This window comes from Brevundimonas lenta, assembly GCF_014196335.1.
Lineage (GTDB): Bacteria > Pseudomonadota > Alphaproteobacteria > Caulobacterales > Caulobacteraceae > Brevundimonas > Brevundimonas lenta.
This window is the reverse complement of the sequence record NZ_JACIDM010000001.1, coordinates 760260-781472: the sequence shown is the minus strand read 5'-3', so window position 1 is coordinate 781472 and position 21213 is coordinate 760260. Positions and strand designations below refer to the sequence as shown.

The window sequence follows — 21213 nt, the reverse complement described above, 5'->3', positions numbered from 1 at the left end:
ACTAGTGAAAGTCGCGTGACCCCGGCAGCACCCGCACATCGCGCGGGTGCCGTCCGCGGGCCGGCGAATGCCCCGATCCCGGCGCGGCGTCCGGCGTCAGATGGCCCAGCATCGGCGTCCAGTCCTCCATGTGGTCGACGACCAGATGGGTCACCTCCTCCGCCGTCTGGACCTTGCCCTTCACCAGCACCATCCGCGCGCCCATCGCCACCGGCCGGAACCGCTCGAACACGTCCGGCCACAGCACCAGGTTCACCACCCCGGTTTCGTCCTCCAGGGTGATGAAGCACACGCCCTTCGCCGTCCCCGGGCGCTGCCGCACCAGCACCACGCCGCCGACCGTCACCGTCCGCCCGTTCGGCCGCTTCGCATACTCGTCCGCCGACAGCGCCCCGATCTGCGTCAGCCGCTCCCGCAGGAAGCTGACCGGATGCCCCTTCAGCGACAGCCGGATCGTCCGGTAGTCGCTGACCACCTCCTCGGACGGCGCCAGCTCCGGCAGCGCCTCCGGCGGCCGCCCGTCGGCCTCGCGCAGCCCCACCGCCTCGAACAGCGGCGCCGACGACGCCTTCGGCGCCCCCTTCGCCGCCCACAGCCCCTGCCGCCGCGACAGCTTCAGCGACCCGAACGCATCCGCCTCCGCCAGCCGGTCCAGCGCCGACGGCGGCAGTCCCGACCTCAGCCTCAGATCGTCCACGTCCGCGAACGCCCGCCCGCCCCGCGCCGCCACGATCCGCTCCGCCCAATCCCTCCGGAACCCGTCGATCGACCGCATCCCCAGCCTCAGGGCGCACCGCTCGCCATCTCTCCGCGGCTCCATCGAGGCGTCCCAGTCGCTCACATTCACATCGGGATGCCGCACCTCCACCCCATGCTCCCGCGCATCCCGGACCAGCTGCGCCGGGGCGTAGAAACCCATCGGCTGACTGTTCAGCAGCGAGGCCGTGAACACCTCCGGATAGTGATGCTTCATCCATGCCGAGATGTAGACCAGGTGGGCGAAGGAGCAGGCGTGGCTCTCCGGAAAGCCGTACTCGCCGAAACCCTTGATCTGGTCGAAACAGCTGCGGGCGAAGTCGGGGTCGTAGCCCCGCTCGATCATCCGCCCGACGAACTTATCCTCGTGCTCATGGATCGTCCCCATGTGCCGGAAGGTCGCCATGGCCCGCCGCAGACTGTTCGCCTCCGCCGGCGAATAGCGCGCCGCCTCCATGGCGATCCGCATCGCCTGCTCCTGGAACAGGGGCACGCCCAGGGTCTTGTGCAGCACCCGCTTCAGCTCGTCCCGGTCTCCGTGATCCGGATGCGGATGCGGATAGTCGATGACATAGGGCCGGCCCCGCGCCTCGGCCTCCCGCCGCTCCTTCCGGCGCTTCAGATAGGGATGCACCATCCCGCCCTGGATCGGCCCCGGCCGCACGATCGCCACCTCCACCACCAGGTCGTAGAAGGTCGCGGGCCTCAGCCGCGGCAACATCGCCATCTGCGCCCGGCTCTCCACCTGGAAGACGCCCAGCGAGTCCGCCCGCTGCAGCATCCCGTAAACCGCCGCGTCACCCTGCGGGACGGTGTGCAGCTCAAACCTCTGGCCATAGCTCCCGGCGATCATGTCGAACCCGCGCCTCAGCGCCGTCAGCATCCCCAGCGCCAGCACATCGACCTTCATCAGCTTGAGGAAGTCGATGTCGTCCTTGTCCCATTCGATGAAGGTCCGGTCGGCCATGGCGGCGTTGCCCACCGGCACGATCTCGATCAGTGGCGTCTGGCTCAGCACATAGCCGCCGACGTGCTGGCTCAGATGCCGGGGAAATTTGATCAGCTCCGCCGTCAGCGCCAGCGCCAGCTTCATCCGCGCGTCGTCGCGGCTCAGGCCGGTGCGGTCGACGTGCTCCTCCTTCACCTCGTCGCCCCACGAGCCCCAGACCGTGTCCGCCATCCGCGCGGTCACGTCCTCGGTCAGGCCCAGCGCCTTGCCCACGTCCCGGATCGCCGAGCGGGGACGGTAGTGGATGATCGTCGCCACGATCGCCGCCCGGTCCCGCCCGTAGCGGCGATAGACGTACTGCATCACCTCCTCGCGCCGCTCGTGCTCGAAATCGACGTCGATATCCGGCGGCTCGTCCCGGTCGGCCGACATGAACCGCTCGATCAGCACGTCCTGCTCGGCCGGGTTCACATTGGTGACGCCCAGGCAGTAGCAGACCACCGAATTGGCCGCCGACCCGCGCCCCTGACACAGGATCGGATCCGGCTGCTTCCGCGCCCAGGCGACGATGTCGTGCACCGTCAGAAAGTAGTTCGGATACTTCAGCAGTTTGATGAGACCCAGTTCCTTGACGATGGTCTCGCGCACCTTCTCAGGCACGCCGTCCGGCCATCGCTCACGCGCGCCTCTGAAGGCCAGGCGGATCAAACGTCGCTGTGCCGTCCAGCCATCCGGCACCGGTTCCTCCGGATACCGGTATTCCAGCTCCCTCAGCGAGAACCGGCATGCCCGAATGACGTCCATCGTCCGCGCCAGCGCCGCCTCATGTCCGCGGAACAATCGCGCCATCTGCGCCGGAGGCTTCAGATGACGCTCGGCGTTGGCCTGCAGCCGCCGCCCGGCCTTGTCGATGGTCGTCCCCTCGCGAATGCAGGTCAGCACGTCCTGCAGCATCCTGCGGTCCGGGTGGTGGTACAGCACGGCGTTGGTCGCGATCATCGGCGCGCCGGTCCGGTCGGCCATGGCCGCCAGCCGGTTCAGCCGCCGCCGGTCGTCACCGCGCCACAGGGGCGACGCGGCCAGATACAGATCGTCCGGCCAGGCCGCCCGCCACGCCGCCAGCCGCGTCTCGAACGCCGCATCCGGCCGTTCCGGCGCCGGAGCCAGGGCGATCATCCCCTCGCCCAAGGCGACCGCCTGTTCGAACGTCAGCCGCGTCTCGGCCTTGACGATCCGCGCCGCCTCCGGATCGGCCCCCGGCTGCGGCACCGCCTCGCTCTTGCCCAGCGACAGCAGACGGCACAGCCGTCCATAGGCGGCGCGGTCGCGCGGAAAGACGATCAGCTGCGTCCCGTCGATGAACCCCAGCCGCGAGCCAATCACCAGTTGCAGGTCGACCTTCTCCGCCCCCATCAGGGCGCGCACCATCCCGGCCAAGGTGTTGCGATCCGCCACGCCCACGGCGGCCAGCCCCAGCGCCTTCGCCTGAAGCATCAGCTCAGCCGGATGCGACGCCCCCTCCAGAAAACTGAAGTTGGTCACCGCGCCCAGCTCGGCGTACTCGCCGTTCCAGCCGGTCATGCCAGAACCCCGTGCATCCACCACGACGGCGCCGCCCGCTCATCCCCCGCGCCGGCGTAGTCCTTGCCGTACAGCCCCTCGCGGAACAGCCAGTAGCGGCCGCCGTCGCCGTCCTCGACGCGATAGTAGTCCCGGGTGCGCACCTCACGCCCGTCCGGCCGGGGCCGCCACCATTCCGGCGACAGACGTTCCGGTCCCTCGGCGCGGACGATCCGGCGGCTGACCCGGCGCCACACGAACCGCGCCGGCGCGCCCTCAGGCAGATCGAACACCGGGTCCACCACCGGTTCGGGCGGATCCAGCAGCAGAAGGGGTCGCCGCCCCATGTCGGCCGCACCGGCGACCAACGGCCGGCCCAGCGCGGCGCGCAGCCGTTCGGCACGCTCGGGAATCCAGCTGTCGACCGGCTCGGGCGCCAGCACCCGGTCCTCGCCCAGCCGGGCGGTCAGCCGGTCGATCAGCGCCGCCAGGCTCTCCGCCTGCTTCGCCTCCGCCTCGCTCTCCAGCGCGCCCTGCCGCGCGGTCATCGGCTCGACCGCATCCGCGGTCAGCATCAGGGCGTCGAGGCCGAACCCCAGCTCCAGCCGTCCCAGTCCCGCCTCCCGGAACAGGCGCATCCAGACGCCCGCCTCGCGCCCCGGCCGCCCCAGCCGCACCGACAGGCTGGTGGTCTGCCCGTCGGTGCGGAAGCCGGTCACCGTCAGCGCCCGGCCGCCCTGCCCGTCGCGCTCCAACGCCGCCGCCAGATCGGCGGCCAGCTCCGGCAGGCGCATCTCCACGCCCGCCAGATCGCCGATAGGCTCGGCGAACGCCTGCCAGGCGCGATAGCGGGCGGGAGGGCGCACCGGCGTCAGCGCCTCGGCCGTATAGCCCCGGGCCTGATCCAGCCGCCGCACCAGTCCCACGCCGTCGCCATCGCGGAACCGCCGCGCCAGCCCGGCGCGCGGCATGGCGTACAGGCTCCCGATGGTCTTCAGGCCGAACTGCCGGGCCGTCGCCAGGGTGGGTTCGTCGATCCGCAGCGCCTCGACAGGCAGGTCCGCCAGATCATCGGACAGCGTCTCGTCGGTCGCGACCGGCTCTCCTTCGCCCCAGCGCGCCAGCGCCCATGCCGCCCCCGGCGTCGGGGCCATGGCCACGCGGGCCCGCACGCCGGCTTCCGCCAGCCGTTCCCGGATTTGCGCCAGCAGCGCCGCTTCGCCGCCGAACAGATGCGCCGCTCCGGTGACGTCGAGGAACAGCCCCTCCAGCCCGTCTCCCGAAGGATCCAGGCTGACCGACGGCGACCACCGCTCGGCCCAGACCGCCAGAGCCTCCAGCGCCCGCGCATCAGCCTCCCTGTCGGCGGGCTGGCTGATCAGGTGCGGGATCATGGCCAGGGCGTCGGCCTGGGTCTGCCCCCGCCTCAGGCCTGTCGCCCGCGCCGCCGGGTTCAGGGCGTGCAGGATCACCGCGCCCCGGCTGTTCTTCAGGATCAGGGCGAACGGATTGTGCGGATCGAGCGCGGGATCAGGCGGCGAGGCCGGACGGCGCGCCCGCTCCAGCGATCGACGCCGGACCGAGATCGGCCAGTCGATCAGCCAGACGGAGACGATGCGTCTCATCATCCTGCTCCAGCAACCACGCGCCTGGGCGTTCGCTCCGGCTGCGCGTCAATTCGGCCAGAAGCCGGGCCGCCCCCGGAGCCTTCCCGTCCTCGAAATCCCTGGCGCTGGCCTGGGTCGAGACGCGCCAGCGACGTCGCGCCGCGCTCAGCCCGTCCAGATCGCGCGACAGGATCAGGCCGACCGCCTTCCCCTGTTTGGCCGCGAACTCCAGGCGCCTGGTCTGGGTCAGGGTGGCCCCGTCGACGGCGCCCAACGCCACCGACACCGCTCCCGATCGCAGCGCCTGCTCCAGCACCCAAAGCGCTTCGGCCAGGGTGGCGGTCGGCGCGAGGATAAAGGCGGTCCCGGGCAGCCCGGGACCGTAGGGGCGTCCATATTCCCCCAGCCAGGCTCTTGGGGCCGTCATCAGCACCGGCCGGGCGTCATCCCCACGCCGCCGCGACAGGGCGAACAGCATCGTCGCCGCCATGTCCCGCGGACCCGGCGCGCAGGCTTCCTCCAGAGGCGCGGCGGCCTCGGGAAAGCGATCCTGAAAAGGGGCGGGTGCGGCGGTCATGACCATTCAAACGCTGAATGTTCACTATTTGTTCTGACCGTCAGAGAGTCAAATTTGAATCGCCGCCAAGGGTGGGAAAAGCCGCTTCAGCCCTTCGGCCGGGCCTTCAGCTCGTCGCGGATTTCCGCCAGCAGGGCTTCGGTCGCGGTCGGTTCAGGCGCGGCCGCTTCCGCACGCCGCAGCTGGTTCACCACCTTCACCAGCAGGAAGATGACGAAGGCGACGATCAGGAACTGGATCACGACGTTGATGAAGGCGCCGTACTGGATCGCGACCTTCTCGACCTCAGCCGTGGCCGGGTTCTCGCGCTTGAGCACCCATTCCAGCTTGGAGAAGTCCATGCCGCCCAGCAGCAGGCCGATCGGCGGCATGACGATGTTGTCGACGAGGCTGGTGACGATCTTGCCGAACGAGGCGCCGATGATGACGCCGACGGCCAGGTCGATGACGTTGCCTTTCGCGATGAACTCCCGGAACTCGGTGACCAGGCCCATCTGCGATTCCTCGATCAGGCGTCCTCGGACGCGTTCAGCCGCTCGCGCAGTTCCTTGCCGCTCTTGAAGAACGGCACGGCCTTCGCAGGAACCTCAACGGATTCGCCGGTGCGCGGGTTGCGACCGGCGCGCGCGGGTCGTCCCCGGACGGAAAAGGCGCCGAAGCCGCGAAGCTCCACCCGGCCGCCGTCCCCCAGCGCTTCAACCATGCGCCCGAGCACGACGTTCACCACACGCTCCACTTCAGCGTGGGTCAGGTGCGTATTTTCGGCCGCGAGCCTCTCGATGAGCTCGGATTTGATCATGCAGGCCCCCGCCCTGTTCAGCCCTTCCGGGGCACATACGGGTGCATCCGGGCGATGGATGCAAGCCCACACTATCCTTCGTCCCGTTGGGGAAAAAGACCCAAACCCCCCTTGAGGTCTCGAATTGTGGGTTAACTGTCCGAAACCGTACATAAATCGTGATCGACTGTCCCGGCATGAGACATGAAAAAAGGCGGCCGCATCGCTCCGGCCGCCTTCTTCATTCGCCAGTGGCGAGGACCTTACTCCTTGGAGCCGGCCTTCTCGCGCAGGGCGGCGCCCAGGATGTCGCCCAGCGATGCGCCCGAATCGGACGAACCGAACTGTTCGATGGCCTCGGCCTCGTCCTTCATTTCCAGCGCCTTGATCGACACCGAGACGCGGCGCGAGGCCTTGTCGATGCCGGTGATCATGGCGTCGACGCGATCGCCGACCGAGAAGCGCTCGGTGCGCTGTTCGGCGCGGTCACGCGACAGGTCGGACTTGCGGACGAAGGCGGTCGCCGGAGCGTCGTCTTCACCGAACTTGACCTCGATGCCGCCGGTCTCGATCGCCGTCACGGTGACGGTGATCTGCTGACCCTTCTTGTAGACATCGCCTTCCATCGGATCGCCGCCGAGCTGCTTGATGCCCAGCGAGACGCGTTCCTTCTCGACGTCGACGTCCAGAACCTTGGCCTTGACGGTTTCGCCCTTGCGGTAGCGCTGGATGGCTTCCTCGCCCGAGACGTTCCAGTCCAGGTCCGACAGGTGCACCATGCCGTCGATGTCGTTGTCCAGGCCGATGAACAGGCCGAACTCGGTGGCGTTCTTGACTTCACCCTCGACGGTCGAGCCGATCGGGTGAGCGGCCACGAAGGCATCCCACGGGTTGTCCTGGGCTTGCTTCAGGCCCAGCGAGATGCGGCGCTTGGAGGCGTCGACGTCCAGCACGACCACGTCGACTTCCTGCGAGGTCGAGACGATCTTGCCGGGGTGGACGTTCTTCTTGGTCCAGGACATTTCCGAGACGTGGACCAGGCCTTCAACGCCGGCTTCCAGCTCAACAAACGCGCCGTAGTCGGTGATGTTGGTGATGCGGCCCGACATCTTGGCGCCGACCGGATACTTGGCTTCCACGCCGTCCCACGGGTCGGCTTGCAGTTGCTTCATGCCCAGCGAGATGCGCTGCGTGTCCGGGTTGATCTTGACGATCTGGACCTTGACGGTGTCGCCGACGGCGAGAACCTGCGACGGGTGCGAGACGCGCTTCCACGACATGTCGGTGACGTGCAGCAGGCCGTCGATGCCGCCCAGGTCGACGAACGCACCGTAGTCGGTGATGTTCTTGACGACGCCTTCGCGGACTTCACCCTCTTGCAGCTGTCCGACCAGCTCCGTGCGCTGTTCGGCGCGGGCTTCTTCCAGAATGGCGCGGCGCGAGACGACGATGTTGCCGCGCGGACGGTCCATTTTCAGGATGGCGAAGGGCTGTTCCTTGCCCATCAGCGGGGCGACGTCGCGCACCGGACGGATGTCGACCTGCGAGCCCGGCAGGAAGGCCGAGGCGCCGCCGAGGTCGACGGTGAAGCCGCCCTTGACGCGGCCGACGATGGTGCCGTTGACCGGCTGGCCGTCGGCGAAGACGACTTCCAGGCGGGTCCAGGCTTCTTCGCGGCGAGCCTTGTCGCGGCTGATGACCGCTTCACCCAGGGCGTTCTCGACGCGCTCCAGGTAGACTTCGACGTTGTCGCCGAGCTTCGGAATGACGGCGCCTTCGCCGATGCCGAACTCGCGGGCCGGGATGCGGCCTTCGGTCTTCAGACCGACGTCGATGATCAGGATGTCTTTTTCGATGCCGACGACGCGGCCGTGGACGACCTGGCCTTCGCCAAGGTCACGGCCTTGCAGTTGCTGGTCGAGGAGGGCGGCGAAATCGTCGCGCGAGGGGGTGAGGGTGTCGGTCATGTAACTCTGGAGTTTCCGAATGGGTTGAGGCGCGTGGCCGGACGGCCCCGCGCGGGTGGTGGAAAAAGGGAAGTCAGGTCGTCGGGACGCGAGGCAACGAAATCAGCCAGGACGCCCGCGGAAGCCGAGGATGGGAGCGTTGGATTTGCGAAGCGGTCTAGAGACCGTGTTTCGCGCGCGCCGCCTCGACGATACGGCGGGCCGCATCGAAGGCGGCCTCTATACCCATGTCGGTCGTGTCCAGCAAGACGGCGTCGGCGGCCTGCACCATCGGAGCCGCGCCGCGTCCGGCGTCACGCTCGTCGCGTTTGACGATATCGGCCAGCATCTCCTCGAAGGCGATGGTCGCGCCGCGCCCGGTCAGCTGCTTCCAGCGGCGCATGGCGCGCACTTCCGGGGTGGCGGTCACGAACAGCTTCGCCGGCGCATCCGGCGCGATGACGGTGCCGATATCGCGCCCGTCCAGCACCGCTCCACCAGGCTGGGCGGCGAACGCCCGCTGGAACTCCAGCAAGGCGGCGCGAACCCCGGTGTGGCCCGCCACGCGGCTGGCGGCCTCGCCGGCGTCGCCGCTGGTCAACCGCTCGGTGTCGCTCAGATGGCTCGCGTCCAGCGCCCGGGCCACGCTCTCGGCGACGGCCTCGTCGTCCAGAGAACCGCCGGCGTCGAGCACGCCGACGCCCACGGCGCGGTACAGCAGACCGGTGTCGAGGTGCGGCAGACCATATTCGGCCGCCAGCCGCGCGGCGATCGTGCCCTTGCCCGAGGCGGCCGGACCGTCAACAGCGATCACCAGACTCATGGGCGCGCGCTCCCCTGAAGGCGAAGGAAGCCACGGGCCGCGCGATACGCCAGCCATCCGCAGGCCAGAGCGACAACCAGATGCCCGGCTAGCCAGAGCCAGAACATCACCGGATCCTCCGCCAGGCGCACGACGCCTCCCCGCCGCAGGTTGATCTCGCCCACGTCCAGCCGCCCAAAGCCCGCCCAGGCGATGGCCAGAGCCACCCCGGCGAACAGCACGGCGTCAAACGCGTGACGGCCCTTCGACTTCGGCCGGCCGGTCAATCCGGTTTCCTCACGCATCACCCGTCTCCACGATCGCGCCCAGGCCCTGCATCAGCTCCACGAAGCCCGGGAAGCTGGTTGCGATCATCCCAGGCTCGTCCACCGTCACCGCCTCATCGGCCGCAAGGCCCAGCACCAGATGGCTCATGGCGATGCGGTGATCGCCGTGCGTCGTCACCGTCGCTCCGCCGCGCACCGGACCGCCGGTGACGGTGAATCCCTCAGGCTCCTCCTCCACCTTCACGCCGCACGCCTGGAGGCCCGCCGCCATTAGGGCGATCCGGTCGCTCTCCTTGACCCGCATCTCGCCGATCCCGCGCATCACCGTCGCGCCCTCGGCGAAGGCGGCCGTGGCGGCCAGGATCGGATATTCGTCGATCATCGAGGCGGCGCGCTCTTCCGGCACGACCACGCCCTTCAGCGCAGAGTGTCGCGCCGTGATGTCGCCGACCTCTTCGCCCCCGGCCATCCGCCGGTTCGCGATGGTCAGATCCGCACCCATCTCACGCCAGGTCTCGAACAGACCGGTCCGCAGCGCGTTGAGCATCACGCCTTCGACCGTCACCACCGAACCCGGAACGACCAGGCCGGCCGCCAGCGGGAAGGCCGCCGACGAAGGATCCCCGGGCACGGCTACGGCGGTTCCGGTCAGGCTTTGCCCGCCCTGCAGCGACACCTTCCAGCCCTCGCCCATCGGCAAGACGCCGACCTCGACTCCGAAGGCGCGCAGCATGCGCTCGGTGTGGTCCCGGCTCTTCTCCGGCTCCGTCACCGTCGTTACGCCGTCTGCATTCAGCCCGGCCAGCAGGATTGCGGATTTGATCTGGGCCGAGGCTACCGTCTGCACATAGTCGATCACCGTCAGGCCGCCGCCGCTGACGGCCACCGGCAGCCGGTCGTCGTCTGCCTGCCACTCGAACCGCGCTCCCATATCGGCCAGGGGTCCGGTCACCCGCTTCATCGGCCGCTTCCGCAGGCTCGCGTCCCCGTCGAAGGTCACCGTGATCGGATAGCCGGCCGCCGCGCCCATCAGCAGGCGCACTCCGGTGCCGGCGTTGCCGCAGTCGATAACGCCCCCAGGCGTGCGGAAGCCGCCCTGTCCGGTCACGCGCCAGCGCCCCTCGCCCAACCGTTCGACCGTCGCACCGAAGGCCTCGACCGCGCGGGCTGTGGCCAGAACGTCGTCGCCTTCCAGCAGCCCTTCGATTTCGGTCACGCCGGTCGCCATCGCGCCGAAGATCATCGCCCGGTGGGACATGCTCTTGTCGCCCGGCGCGCGCGTCACACCGATCAGCGCGGGGCTGCGGCGGGCGGTCAGATGAGTGGTGGTCGGCACCCGGCGGTCTCCGAAAAGGTCAGGGCGGCGCGGGCGCGCGGAGATGGCTTTTGACAGCGGCCCTCAGGGGTGGCAAGGGAGCCGCCCGAATTCCCCCTACCGTGAGAGGCGCCTCCGTGGCTAATCCCGAACTGGGCCAAAAGCAGGTCTGCCCGAACTGCCAGGCCAAATTCTATGATCTGGGCCGTCGCCCGGCTCACTGCCCCAAATGTGCGACCGACTTCGACCCTGAGGAAGCGCTGAAGTTGCGCAACCGTCGCGGCCGTCCGGCCGGCTACCCGGCTGACGACGAGGCCGAGGATCAGGTCAAGGACAAGAAGGTCGACGGCGACGAGGACGAGGAAGAAGAAGAAGCGGTCGCAACGCCGGAGATCGACGAGGAAGGCCACGAGCCCATCCTCACGCCGGACGACGACGACGACACCGCCGTCGATCCGACCGAAGAGCCCGGCATGGGCGAAGCGGTCGAGGATGACGACGTCCTGGCTGACGACGATGACGACTCCGTGCCGTTCATCGAGGACGAGGACGACGACTCGTTCGAGGACGAGATCGGCACTCCCGAGAAGGACGAAGACTGATCGAAACGGGGGTGTGAAAGCTGCGCTTCAGGCATGCTTGAACGTTGAAATCGCACCCCTTTTCATCAATTACGCTGATTGATGAAAATAAATGTGGAACCGGGCTTGATCGATCCAAAGCCCTGACATAGGTTCCGCCGCCTCGCCGGGGGCCACCTTCTCGAAGGCCTCGGCGGACCGACCGAAAGGTTCGGGGCTTTAGCTCAGTTGGTAGAGCGCTTGCATGGCATGCAAGAGGTCAGCGGTTCGACTCCGCTAAGCTCCACCATGAAGGCCCCGCGGGAAACCGCGGGGCCTTCGCCATATCTGGCCTCCGCTTCTCCATCGCCCGCGCTCGCGCTACCTTCGGGCGGCACGGGAGGCGATCGTGAACACCTTGCTTCGACTCGACGGTCTTGCGCGCGGCCAGGACGCCGCGCTCGGCCTGTTCCGCCTCTACCTCGGCGGCTTCCTCGTCTGGGGCGTCTGGGACAACATCACGTCGGCGGCGCGCATGGCCGAGTTCGAGGCCTTCCTGAGGGCCCTGGATTGCCCCTGGCCGGCCCTGGCGGCCCCGGCGTCGGTCTGGGCCCAGTTGCTGATCGGCGCGCTTCTGATCCCCGGTTTTCTCACGCGCTGGGCAGGCTTGCTGCTGACCATCAATTTCACGGTCGCCGTCTGGCTGCTCGGCCGGCTCGAAGCCCCGGCCGAGGCGGTGGCCCGGGAACAGTTCGGCCCGATGATGTGCGTGCTCGCCGGCTTCCTCCTCGCGACCCACGGCGCCGGCAAGCTGTCCCTCGACGGCCTGCTCCGAAAAGGGCGTTGAACCCGACGCAGGACAGCCCCATCTAGAGCGCTGGCTGGCGCCTCGCCGATTGCGGGGGGCGTGGACGGCCTTAACGCCTGCTTCGGGGGCTGCGAGACGTGAATACGCGAACCATCCTGTTCGACAGCCCCTTCCTGCTGGGCTTCGACCACACCCGGGCCCTGATCGACCGGGCCGCCCGCGCCGCCGCGGACAGCTACCCGCCCTACAATGTCGAACAGCTCGGCGAGCAGTCGGTGCGGATCACCCTGGCCGTCGCCGGCTTCGGTCCAGACGATCTGGCCGTCACGCTCGAAGGCCGGCAGCTGACCATCGCCGGCAAGCGCGAGCCCTCGGACAAGGCCGATCAGGCCTTCCTGCATCGCGGAATCGCCGGCCGGGGCTTCGTCCGCAGCTTCGTTCTTGCGGACGGCCTGGAGATCGACGGAGCCCGACTGGAGCACGGCCTCCTGCATGTCGACATGAGCCGACCCGACGATGTCCCCGCCATCCGACGGATCCCTATCACCACCGGCTAAGGGTCTGGCTTTTAAGACTATATCGATTGGGTCGTCCGTCGTGGCGGACGGGCGATCATCGCTCTTTAAATCGCGGTCGCCGCTTTCGGGACCGAACCAGTGCGCGCTCCGGCGCGTTAGTGCAGCGTAAGGAGGCGGTCGTTATGACGCCGATGAAAATGAACCGACAGGACTTCGCCGATCTCGGGGCCCCAGACCTGGTCTATGTGCGCGCGATCCGCGCCGCCGACGTGATCGCGGACGCCCCTGTGGCCGCTACCGCCGGCCTTTCGATCGATCCAGCGGCCACCCTGTACGCGGTCCACGGCGCCGACGGCGAACGACTGGCGATCATGATGGACCGCGAGACGGCCTTCGCCACCGCTGTGGCCCACGAGCTGGAGCCGGTTTCGGTTCACTGAAGGCGTCCACCGACGCCAACCCTGAAAATCAGGCCGCGGTCGCCGGCGCGTTGTCGCGGACGAACAGCGCGTGGATAGCGTCCGGCGTATGCGCCTGACGCAGTTGCTCGCGCATTTCGGACGAGCGCAGGGCGCGCGAAACGGCGGCCAGGGCCCGCAGGTGGTCCGCTCCGTCACGCGGCGGCGCGAACAGGGCGAACAGCAGGTCCACCGGACGGTCGTCGACGGCGCCATAGGCCACCGGCGTATCCAGACGAACGAACACGGCCGTCACCCGGGCGATGCCCTCCAGGCGCGCGTGAGGCACAGCCACGCCGGCGCCGAGGCCGGTCGACCCCAGAGCCTCGCGCTCGAGCAGGGCCTCCAGCACGCGATTGGCAGGCATGCCCAGCGCTTCCGCCGCGGCGTCCGCCACCACGTGGAGAGCCTGACGCTTAGACGATGCGCCGCTGCGCAGAACGACACCGCCGTCCGCCAGCAAATCACCGATGTCCATGACGATTACGCCCCGACTGCACCCGTTCGGGCGGGCGCCATTTAGACGACCCGCCCCGTTGTGGGAAGCACTATGACTCTTGACCGTTTACAGAACCGTGTCCGTTGAACGTTTTTGACGTTCGCTCCGGGTCGATCCAGCCGACGTTTCCGTCGGGCCGGCGGTAGACCACCGAGATGCCGCCGTGCCCGGCGTTGCGGAACACCACGACCGGATAGCCGGTCATGTCGAGTTCGAGCACAGCGCGGCCGACGGTGACCGTGCGGATTTCCGCCTCGGTCTCGGCGATGACCATCCCCGTCGGGGGCGGCTCGTCGTTGGAGACGTCACCGAAGGTGTCGTCCTCGACCTCGTCCGGATTGCGAAGGACGATGCTGCGCGCAACCTCGCGGGCCGCATCCTCCGTCTTCTCCGGCGATAGCCGCTTCGGACCGATGTGGTGATCCTTGAGCCGCCGCTTGTAGCGGCGGACCCGCTTCTCGAGCTTGTCGAGTGAGTCAGAGAAGGCGCCATGTGCGTCGCCACCGAGTCCGGTGGTGACGATGGCCTGCCCCGACGCCAGCCGCACCCAACAGTCCACCTTGAAGCCGTGTCCGTCTTTCGACACCACGACCTCGGCGTCCTGGGCGCCGCGTTCGAAGTATTTACCGATCCCGTCCTGGAGTTCCTGGGAGATGCGCGAGCCTAACGCTTCGCCGACATCTACATGCTTGCCGCTGATTTGGACTTGCATGTGGATTAGAACGCGCCCGGCTTGGGTTGGTGTCAACGCCGATCACCGATTTGTGGTGACGGTCCGGATTTCGCCCGTTCCGCCGTCGGTCCCCGAAGCGCCCTAGCCCGCCTTCAGCAGGCGTTTGCGCTCGACCGAGGAGGGTATCCGGAGAGCCTCGCGGTATTTCGCCACAGTGCGGCGAGCGATGTCGATGCCCGCCTCCTTCAGCAGTTCGACGATCCGGTCGTCGGACAGGACGTCGCCATCCCGGCCCTCGCCGTCGATCATCGACTTGATCCGGTGGCGCACGGCCTCGGCTGAATGCAGCGCCCCGCCGTCCGACGACTGGATCGCCGCCGTGAAGAAGAATTTCAGCTCGAACACGCCACGGGGCGTCGAGACGTATTTGTTCGAGGTCACCCGGCTGACGGTCGACTCGTGCATGCCGATCGCGTCCGCCACCGTCTTCAGGTTCAGCGGCCGCAGGAACTCCACGCCGAACGCGAGGAAGGCGTCCTGCTGGCGCACGATCTCCGACGACACCTTCAGGATCGTCTTCGCCCGCTGGTCCAGCGACTTGACCAGCCAGCTGGCCTGGGCGGCGCAATCGGCCACGAAGGTCTTTTCCGTATCGGACCGCGCACCCGCCGAGACCACGCCGTGATAGCGCTTGTCCATGATCAGGCGCGGCAGGGTGTCGGCGTTGAGCTCGACCTTCCAGCCGCCGGCCGGATCGGCGCGCACATGCACGTCCGGGATCACCGTCTGGGCCGGCTCGCCGCCAAAGCCCGCGCCGGGCCGCGGCGTCAGCGCCTTCAGCTCGGAGATCATCTCGGCCATGTCCTCGGCGTCCACGCCGCAGACTTTCTTCAGCGCCGTCAGATCCCGCTTCGCCAGCAGGTCCAGGTTCTCGAGCAGGCAGTTCATCGCCGGATCGAAACGATTGCGCTCGACCAGTTGCAGCTTCAGGCACTCCGGCACCGACCGGGCCATGACGCCCGTCGGCTCGAAGCCGTGGCAGGTCGTCAGCACCGCCTCGATACGTTCCAGGTCCACACCCAGGCGCTCCGCGATCTCGCCGAGGTCCGCCCGCAGATAGCCGCCCTCGTCGACCGCATCGATCAGGGTCAGGGCGATCGCGTGATCGGCCGCGGTGAAGCCGGCCTGCGAGGCCTGGGCCTGCAGATGCTCCCACAGCGTCGCATCGCGGGTGTCAGGCTGCTCGCGCCCCTCCCCGTCGGGCAACCCGCCGCCGGATCCGGCGCGCGACCAGTCGTTCAGGCCGACCTGGGCCTCGCCGACGCCCACGTCCTCCATCCGGTCCGAAGTGCGCTCGCCCGGGCTGGCGTCGCCGTAGACGTCGTCCGATCGGGCGTCGAGGGTGCGATCCGCATCCTGCATCCGCCCTTCGTCGAAGGTCAGCTCCGCCCCTTCGCGGCTCTCGACCGCCTCGGCGGGCGCCTCGCCGCGCTCGGCCGCGGGCTCGATGTCCTCGCGCTGCAGCAGCGGATTGCGTTCCAGCTCGGCCTCAACGAAGGCTTCCAGCTCAAGGTTCGACAGTTGCAGCAGCTTGATCGCTTGCTGCAGCTGGGGCGTGATGACCAGCCCCTGGCCCTGCCGTATCTCCAGCCTCTGTCCGAGCACCGCTTGTCGCCCCCCGTCGGACCGTCTGGCCCGAAACTTGCTACGGCGACCCTGTCGCCGAACCGGTTAACGACGTTCTAAGCGCGCAGAGGGCTGACCCGACCTTTACTCGGCGCCCCGGATCGGCAAACGCTGGGGTCCTGCACAGAGAGAAGTCCCCATGCGCCTTGTCCTCGCCGCCTTGCTTCTGTTCGCCCTGCCCACGGCTGCCGCGGCCCAGAGCAACCCGGCCGAACAGACGATGATGCAGACGGTGCAGAGCGAGCACGACCGCCACATCGCCCTGCTTGAGCGTATGGTGAACCAGAACAGCGGCTCGCTGAACCTGCCCGGCGTCCGCGCGGTCGGCGACATGGTCCGCACCGAACTGGAGCCTCTCGGCTTCGAGGTCTCGTGGGTCGATATGGCGGAGACCGGCCGCGCCGGTCATTTGATCGCCAGGCACCCGGGATCGGGCAGAAACGTCCTCCTCATCGGCCACCTCGATACGGTGTTCGAGGCCGACAACCCGTTCCAGCGGTTCGAACGGACCGGCTCGCGCGCCACAGGCCCAGGCGTCGGCGACGACAAGGGCGGGGTGGTGGTGATCATCGCCGCCCTGCGCGCCATGCAGGCCGCCGGAACCCTCCAGGACGCCAACATCACCATCGTCCTGACCGGCGACGAGGAACGGATCGGCGCCCCGGTCGCCATCGCGCGGCAGGACCTGATCGCGGCCGGGCGCGAAGCCGCCTTCGCCCTGGAGTTCGAGAACCTGGCCGTCGAGGACGAGAACGACTTCGGCACCATCGCGCGTCGCAGCTCGGCCAACTGGACCCTGACCACCACCGGCCGCACCGGCCATTCCAGCGGCGTGTTCAACGACAACCTCGGCTACGGAGCCATCTACGAGATGGCGCGCATCCTCGACGGCTTCCGCCGCGAACTGCCCGAGCCCAACCTGACCTACAACGTCGGCGTCATCGGCGGCGGCACGCCTGCCGCCATCGACGCCGAAGGCTTCAGCGTCACGGCGTCGGGCAAGACCAATATCGTCGCCTCCACGGCCGTCGCACGCGGCGACCTGCGCACCCTCACCGCCGAGCAGGACGCCCGCATCCGCGCCGGCATGCAGGCCATCGTGGACGCCCACCTTCCCCGCACCGACGCGGAACTGGTCTTCGGTGAAAGCGGCTATCCGCCCATGGCCCCGACCGAAGGCAACCGCGCCCTCCTGGCCCGCCTCAACGCCGTCAATCGCGACCTCGGCCTGCCCGAGATGGCCGAATACGATCCCGCCCGTCGCGGAGCCGCCGACAGCGGTTTCGTGGCAGCCGACGTCGATACGCTCGGCGGGCTGGGCGTCGCGGGCGGCAATGCCCACGCCGACGGCGAATGGGTCGATCTCGACAGTCTGGTGAGGCAGTCCCAAAGGGCTGCGGTCCTGATCAGCCGACTGAGCCTGGGGCAGCCCTGACGCAGACCGTCAACCGTACATATCGCCCAGATAGACCCGGCGGACTTCCGGATCGCGGATCACGTCCTCGGCCTTGCCTTCGAACAGCACCGAGCCGCCCGAGATGATCGAGGCGTGGTCGATGATCTCCAGCGTCTCGCGGACATTGTGGTCGGTGATCAGTACGCCGATCCCCTGCCCGGCCAGATAACGGATCACCTGGCGGATGTCGGCGATGGCCAGCGGGTCGATGCCGGCGAAGGGTTCGTCCAGCAGCATGAAGCTGGGTTTGCCGGCCAGCGCACGGGCGATCTCGCACCGCCGCCGCTCGCCGCCCGACAGGCCCGAGGCCGGCGCATGGCGCAAATGGTCGATGCGCAGCTCTTCAAGCAGCCGGGCGACCTCCTCATTGATCGCCGCCTGGCCGGAGTGATGCAGCTCCACCACCGCCTTGACGTTCTGCTCGACGGTCATGCCGCGGAAGATCGAGGCTTCCTGCGCCAGATAGCCCAGCCCCATCCGGGCGCGCTGGTACATCGGCTGGCCGGTGATGTCCTCGCCGTCCAGCCAGATCGAGCCGGAGTCCGGCGGGATCAGGCCGGTGATCATGTAGAAGCAGGTCGTCTTGCCCGCGCCGTTGGGGCCGAGCAGGCCCGCTACCTCGCCGCGCTGGACCGTCAGCGAGACGTCGCGCACCACCTGCCGCTGCCCGAACGAGCGGGCCAGGTGTTCGGCCCGCAGACCCGTCGGGCGCGGCGCCTCGACCGCCGCCTCGGGGGCGACGGGGTCATGGACGTTGAGAGCTGAGAGTTCCTTGCGGGCCACGCGTCATTCCGAGCCGCGGCTCAGGTCCCGCTGCGTTCGGGAACGAAGACGCCCTGGACGCGGCTGCCGGAGCCGCCTTCCATCTGCGCGGCCTCGGTACGGGTGTTGTAGGTCAGCCGACCGCCAGTCATGACGTTCTCGCCCTGGGTCAGGATCACGTCGCCGGTCAGCACGATGGTGTCGTTGGCCGGGGTGTAGACGGCGCGATCGCCGCGGATCGTCTGCTCGGGAGTGACGAAATAGACGTTGCCCGTCGCCTCGACCCGGCTCAGGTCGCCGTTGTTGATCGTGCCCTCGACCCGGTCGGCGCGGATGCGGCTGTCGCCCTGCGTCAGCTCGGCGCGTCCACGCAGGGACAGGCTGGTGGGCGTGCGCGACACCTCGTCGGCCCCCCACATGATCGGCTGCCCGCCCTGGAAGCTCTGGGCGTCGCCGATCGTCGGCGCGGCCAGAAGGGCCAGACCGAGGCTCGCGGCCGCCAGTGTTCTGATCATGCTCATCCGTTGGACCTCGCCGGGTTTATCGTCCCGCGCACCTTGTTATCGCCCGACCCGCTGAACACGACCCGTTCGCCCTGTTCATAAATCGCATAGGACGAAGCGGACACCGTTCCAAGGGGGCCGGAGCCCTGAACGCCCTTCGACCCTGTCACGACGCCCGTGCGCGTGTCGACGACCGCCTCCGGCGTCACCAGCGTAAAACCGGAGCCGCCGTCCGAGACCTTTACGTTCGGGCCGAGGGTCACGGTCCGCGCCGCCTCGTTGTACAGGCCGCCGTCCGCCGTCAGCGTCGTCACCTTGCGGCCGCCGAGATTCAGCCGCAGCGCCGGGGCGACCAGCTTGAAATGCCCGGTCTGCGGATCCCGCACGGCGCGCTTGAAGCCCACCACGAAACCGCGTCCCTGAGCGTCCTGGCCGAGGAAGCGCGAGTTCTCCAGCGTCACCTCGCGTGGCGTTTCGGCCGACCGCTCCACGTCCGACATCACCGTGCGGAGCACGATCCAGCTGAGCGTGCCGCCCGCCAGCACGACGATCAGCACCGGCAGCAGCCGGCGCAGCAGCTGAACCCGCCGCGAACGCGTGCGGAAGGCCACGGCCGTCGCGTGCACGCGGGCCTCGTCCTCGGCTTCCCGGGTGTTTGTCGGCTCGGTCATCAGGCCCCGGAATCAGGCATGGGCGAAGATGTCCATCTCATCCCAGCCGGCCAGGTCGAGCGCGGATCGGCTGGGCAGGAATTCAAAACACCGGGCGGCCAGTTCGGTTCGACCTTCGCGCTCCAGCATCTCGTCCAGCTTGGCCTTCACGGCGTGCAGGTAAAGGACGTCCGACGCGGCGTAATCCAGTTGCGCCTGGGTCAGTTCGGCGGCGCCCCAGTCGCTGGACTGCTGGGCCTTGCTCAGCTCGACGCCGGCGCACTCGCGCACCACGTCCTTCAGGCCGTGGCGGTCCGTGTAGGTGCGGGCCAGCTTGGAGGCGATCTTGGTGCAGTAGACCGGGCGCGTCTCCACGCCCAGGTGCAGCTGGAACATGCCGATGTCGAACCGGCCGAAGTGGAACAGCTTCAGCACCGCCGGATCGACCAGCAGCCGCTTCAGGTTCGGGCAATCGTAGAGCGGACGGTTCAGGCGCACGACATGGGCGTCGCCGTCGCCTGACGACAGCTGCACCACGCACAGGGGGTCGCGACGGAAGCGCAGGCCCATCGTTTCGGAGTCGACCGCCACCACCGGGCCCAGGTCGAGGCCGTCGGGCAGGTCGCCTTCGTGCAGGTAAACGGTCATCCAGCCAGTCTCGTAAAACTTGTCAGCCCATCAAGTAGCCGAGCGTTGCGCGCGAGGCGATAGGGGCCAAAACAGAAACGGCGCCGCATCAGGAGATGCGGCGCCGCTCAAAAGATGGTGCCCAGAAGAGGACTCGAACCTCCACGGCCGTTAAGCCACTGGCACCTGAAGCCAGCGCGTCTACCAATTCCGCCATCTGGGCCCAGACATCGCCGCCCCGTCGTTGTTCGGGGGCGTTTCCGTCCGGAAGGCGCGGACCTCTAAGGCAGGTGCCCGATCCGGTCAACAGCCTTTTGTCACGTTTATTTCGGGTCACGCCGATCGCATTCCGAAGCGAACAAATCCGCCTGTGCGTTGCGGGCCTCGCAGGCATCGTCTAATCCCGCCGCAACGCCGGTCCGGAGCCGGCACGATGTCTTTTCGCGGAGTCTGTCATGGTCGATGCTGCGCCCGGTCTGATCACTGTTTTCGGGGGCTCGGGCTTCGTCGGCGGCCAGGTCGTTCAGGCGCTGGCCCGTCGCGGCTGGCGGATTCGCGTCGCCTGCCGCCGCCCTGACCGCGCATGGAAGCTGCAAACCTCCGGTCACGTCGGCCAGATCCTCGCCGTTCGCTGCGACGCCACGGACCCGGCCCAGGTCGAGGCCGCGGTCGCCGGCGCGGACGCGGTGATCAATCTGATCGGCATCCTGCATGAGACGCCGTCGCGCAAATTCCACGACCTGCATGTCGCCGCCGCCCGGAATATCGCCGCCGCTGCAGCCGCCGTCGGCGTCGACCGCCTGGTCCACGTGTCGGCCCTCGGCGCCAATCCGGAAAGCGCGTCGGAGTACGCCCGCACCAAGGCCGAAGGCGAAATGGCCGTCCGCGAGGTCAAGCCCGACGCCGTCATCGTGCGCCCGTCTGTCGTGTTCGGCTCGGGCGACGACTTCCTGAACAAGTTCGCCGCCATGGCCCAGATGGCGCCGGCCCTGCCGCTCATCGGCGGCGGCCAGACGAAATTCCAGCCCGTCTACGTCGGCGACGTCGCCGCAGCGATCGCTGCGCTGACGGCCCGCGCCGACGCCGGCGAGCAGACCTACGAACTGGGCGGTCCTGCGGTCATGACGTTCGAGGACGTGATGAAGCTGGTCCTGCGGGAGACGCACCGCACCCGCGGCCTGCTGCCCATGCCGTTCTTCGTGGCGAAACTGGTCGGCGGCCTGGCCCAGCTGACCGCCCTGTTCGGCATCAAGCCTATGCTGACGGAAGACCAGGTCCTGCTGCTGGAAAGCGATAACGTGGTATCGGGCTCGACACCCGGCCTCGCTGAACTGGGCATCGAGCCCACCGGCCTGGAGGCTGTGGCCTCGTCCTACCTGTGGCGCTACCGCCGCGGCGGTCAGTTCGCGGAAGCGGCGGCCTGAGGCCGCCCTTCC

Annotated in this window: 22 protein-coding genes and 2 tRNA genes; 7 read left to right on the top strand and 17 right to left on the bottom strand. The window is 68.4% G+C overall.

Going from position 1 to position 21213, the window contains the following annotated elements; translation table 11 throughout:
* Position 1: 1 nt before the first annotated feature.
* The 9 genes from GGR12_RS03935 to aroA form a co-directional block, all read right to left on the bottom strand.
* Positions 2–3286 carry an error-prone DNA polymerase gene (locus tag GGR12_RS03935; protein ID WP_183203075.1) on the bottom strand — a complete coding sequence of 1095 codons (3285 nt, stop codon included), beginning with the start codon at positions 3284–3286 and terminating at the stop codon, positions 2–4.
* On the bottom strand, positions 3283–4890 hold the full coding sequence (locus GGR12_RS03930) for a Y-family DNA polymerase (protein ID WP_183203074.1): 1608 nt from the start codon (positions 4888–4890) through the stop codon (positions 3283–3285). The genes GGR12_RS03935 and GGR12_RS03930 overlap by 4 nt, the downstream gene beginning before the upstream one ends.
* Positions 4796–5449, bottom strand: a complete 654-nt coding sequence (locus GGR12_RS03925) for a hypothetical protein (RefSeq protein ID WP_183203073.1) — start codon at positions 5447–5449, stop codon at positions 4796–4798. The genes GGR12_RS03930 and GGR12_RS03925 overlap by 95 nt, the downstream gene beginning before the upstream one ends.
* Before the next feature lie 86 nt (positions 5450–5535).
* On the bottom strand, positions 5536–5943 hold the full coding sequence (gene mscL, locus GGR12_RS03920; protein ID WP_246328720.1) for a large-conductance mechanosensitive channel protein MscL: 408 nt from the start codon (positions 5941–5943) through the stop codon (positions 5536–5538).
* Positions 5944–5957: 14 nt separating this feature from the next.
* Positions 5958–6248, bottom strand: a complete 291-nt coding sequence (locus GGR12_RS03915; protein ID WP_183203072.1) for an integration host factor subunit beta — start codon at positions 6246–6248, stop codon at positions 5958–5960.
* A gap of 242 nt (positions 6249–6490) precedes the next feature.
* On the bottom strand, positions 6491–8194 hold the full coding sequence (rpsA, locus tag GGR12_RS03910; protein WP_183203071.1) for a 30S ribosomal protein S1: 1704 nt from the start codon (positions 8192–8194) through the stop codon (positions 6491–6493).
* Between the two features lie 157 nt (positions 8195–8351).
* Positions 8352–8996, bottom strand: coding sequence for a (d)CMP kinase (cmk, locus tag GGR12_RS03905; protein WP_183203070.1), 645 nt, complete (start codon positions 8994–8996; stop codon positions 8352–8354).
* Positions 8993–9280 (bottom strand): hypothetical protein, encoded by a 288-nt coding sequence (locus GGR12_RS03900; RefSeq protein WP_183203069.1) that lies wholly within the window; start codon positions 9278–9280, stop codon positions 8993–8995. Before GGR12_RS03900 ends, cmk begins: the two co-directional genes overlap by 4 nt.
* Entirely contained in the window at positions 9273–10580 is a 1308-nt protein-coding gene (gene aroA / locus GGR12_RS03895) for a 3-phosphoshikimate 1-carboxyvinyltransferase (RefSeq protein WP_281378537.1), read from the bottom strand. The genes GGR12_RS03900 and aroA overlap by 8 nt, the downstream gene beginning before the upstream one ends.
* A gap of 134 nt (positions 10581–10714) precedes the next feature.
* Between aroA and GGR12_RS03890 the strand changes: the two genes are divergently transcribed.
* From GGR12_RS03890 to GGR12_RS03870, 5 genes are all read left to right on the top strand, one after another.
* Entirely contained in the window at positions 10715–11179 is a 465-nt protein-coding gene (locus GGR12_RS03890) for a TIGR02300 family protein (RefSeq protein WP_183203068.1), read from the top strand.
* Between the two features lie 192 nt (positions 11180–11371).
* Positions 11372–11447, top strand: a tRNA-Ala gene (locus GGR12_RS03885).
* A 99-nt stretch (positions 11448–11546) separates the two neighbouring features.
* Entirely contained in the window at positions 11547–11984 is a 438-nt protein-coding gene (locus GGR12_RS03880) for a DoxX family membrane protein (RefSeq protein ID WP_183203067.1), read from the top strand.
* Between the two features lie 98 nt (positions 11985–12082).
* Positions 12083–12502 (top strand): Hsp20 family protein, encoded by a 420-nt coding sequence (locus GGR12_RS03875; protein WP_183203066.1) that lies wholly within the window; start codon positions 12083–12085, stop codon positions 12500–12502.
* A 143-nt stretch (positions 12503–12645) separates the two neighbouring features.
* Positions 12646–12903: a DUF1150 family protein gene (locus GGR12_RS03870; protein ID WP_183203065.1), complete on the top strand. Its 258-nt coding sequence runs from the start codon at positions 12646–12648 to the stop codon at positions 12901–12903.
* A 28-nt stretch (positions 12904–12931) separates the two neighbouring features.
* Here GGR12_RS03870 and GGR12_RS03865 read toward each other — a convergent pair whose 3' ends face one another.
* The 3 genes from GGR12_RS03865 to rpoN all read right to left on the bottom strand — a co-directional run bounded on the left by GGR12_RS03865 (position 12932) and on the right by rpoN (position 15758).
* Complete coding sequence (locus GGR12_RS03865) at positions 12932–13399, bottom strand: PTS sugar transporter subunit IIA (RefSeq protein WP_183203064.1); 468 nt, start codon at positions 13397–13399, stop codon at positions 12932–12934.
* 70 nt (positions 13400–13469) lie between these two features.
* Positions 13470–14132, bottom strand: coding sequence for a ribosome hibernation-promoting factor, HPF/YfiA family (gene hpf / locus GGR12_RS03860; protein WP_183203063.1), 663 nt, complete (start codon positions 14130–14132; stop codon positions 13470–13472).
* Positions 14133–14234: 102 nt separating this feature from the next.
* The gene (rpoN, locus tag GGR12_RS03855; protein ID WP_183203062.1) at positions 14235–15758 is read right to left on the bottom strand and encodes an RNA polymerase factor sigma-54; all 1524 of its coding nucleotides are present in this window, start codon (positions 15756–15758) and stop codon (positions 14235–14237) included.
* 160 nt (positions 15759–15918) lie between these two features.
* Here rpoN and GGR12_RS03850 point away from each other — a divergent pair, with 160 nt between their 5' ends.
* Positions 15919–17214 (top strand): M20/M25/M40 family metallo-hydrolase, encoded by a 1296-nt coding sequence (locus GGR12_RS03850; protein ID WP_183203061.1) that lies wholly within the window; start codon positions 15919–15921, stop codon positions 17212–17214.
* A 9-nt stretch (positions 17215–17223) separates the two neighbouring features.
* Here GGR12_RS03850 and lptB read toward each other — a convergent pair whose 3' ends face one another.
* The 5 genes from lptB to GGR12_RS03825 form a co-directional block, all read right to left on the bottom strand.
* Positions 17224–18018 carry an LPS export ABC transporter ATP-binding protein gene (gene lptB / locus GGR12_RS03845; RefSeq protein ID WP_183203060.1) on the bottom strand — a complete coding sequence of 265 codons (795 nt, stop codon included), beginning with the start codon at positions 18016–18018 and terminating at the stop codon, positions 17224–17226.
* Positions 18019–18038: 20 nt separating this feature from the next.
* On the bottom strand, positions 18039–18512 hold the full coding sequence (locus GGR12_RS03840) for an LptA/OstA family protein (RefSeq protein ID WP_183203059.1): 474 nt from the start codon (positions 18510–18512) through the stop codon (positions 18039–18041).
* A gap of 2 nt (positions 18513–18514) precedes the next feature.
* Complete coding sequence (lptC, locus tag GGR12_RS03835) at positions 18515–19171, bottom strand: LPS export ABC transporter periplasmic protein LptC (protein WP_183203057.1); 657 nt, start codon at positions 19169–19171, stop codon at positions 18515–18517.
* Positions 19172–19183: 12 nt separating this feature from the next.
* Positions 19184–19798: a ribonuclease D gene (locus tag GGR12_RS03830; RefSeq protein ID WP_183203055.1), complete on the bottom strand. Its 615-nt coding sequence runs from the start codon at positions 19796–19798 to the stop codon at positions 19184–19186.
* 115 nt (positions 19799–19913) lie between these two features.
* Positions 19914–20000 (bottom strand) — tRNA-Leu (locus tag GGR12_RS03825).
* A 232-nt stretch (positions 20001–20232) separates the two neighbouring features.
* Between GGR12_RS03825 and GGR12_RS03820 the strand changes: the two genes are divergently transcribed.
* A complete protein-coding gene (locus tag GGR12_RS03820) occupies positions 20233–21201 on the top strand; it encodes a complex I NDUFA9 subunit family protein (RefSeq protein ID WP_183203053.1) in 969 nt (322 codons plus the stop codon).
* Positions 21202–21213: the final 12 nt, after the last annotated feature.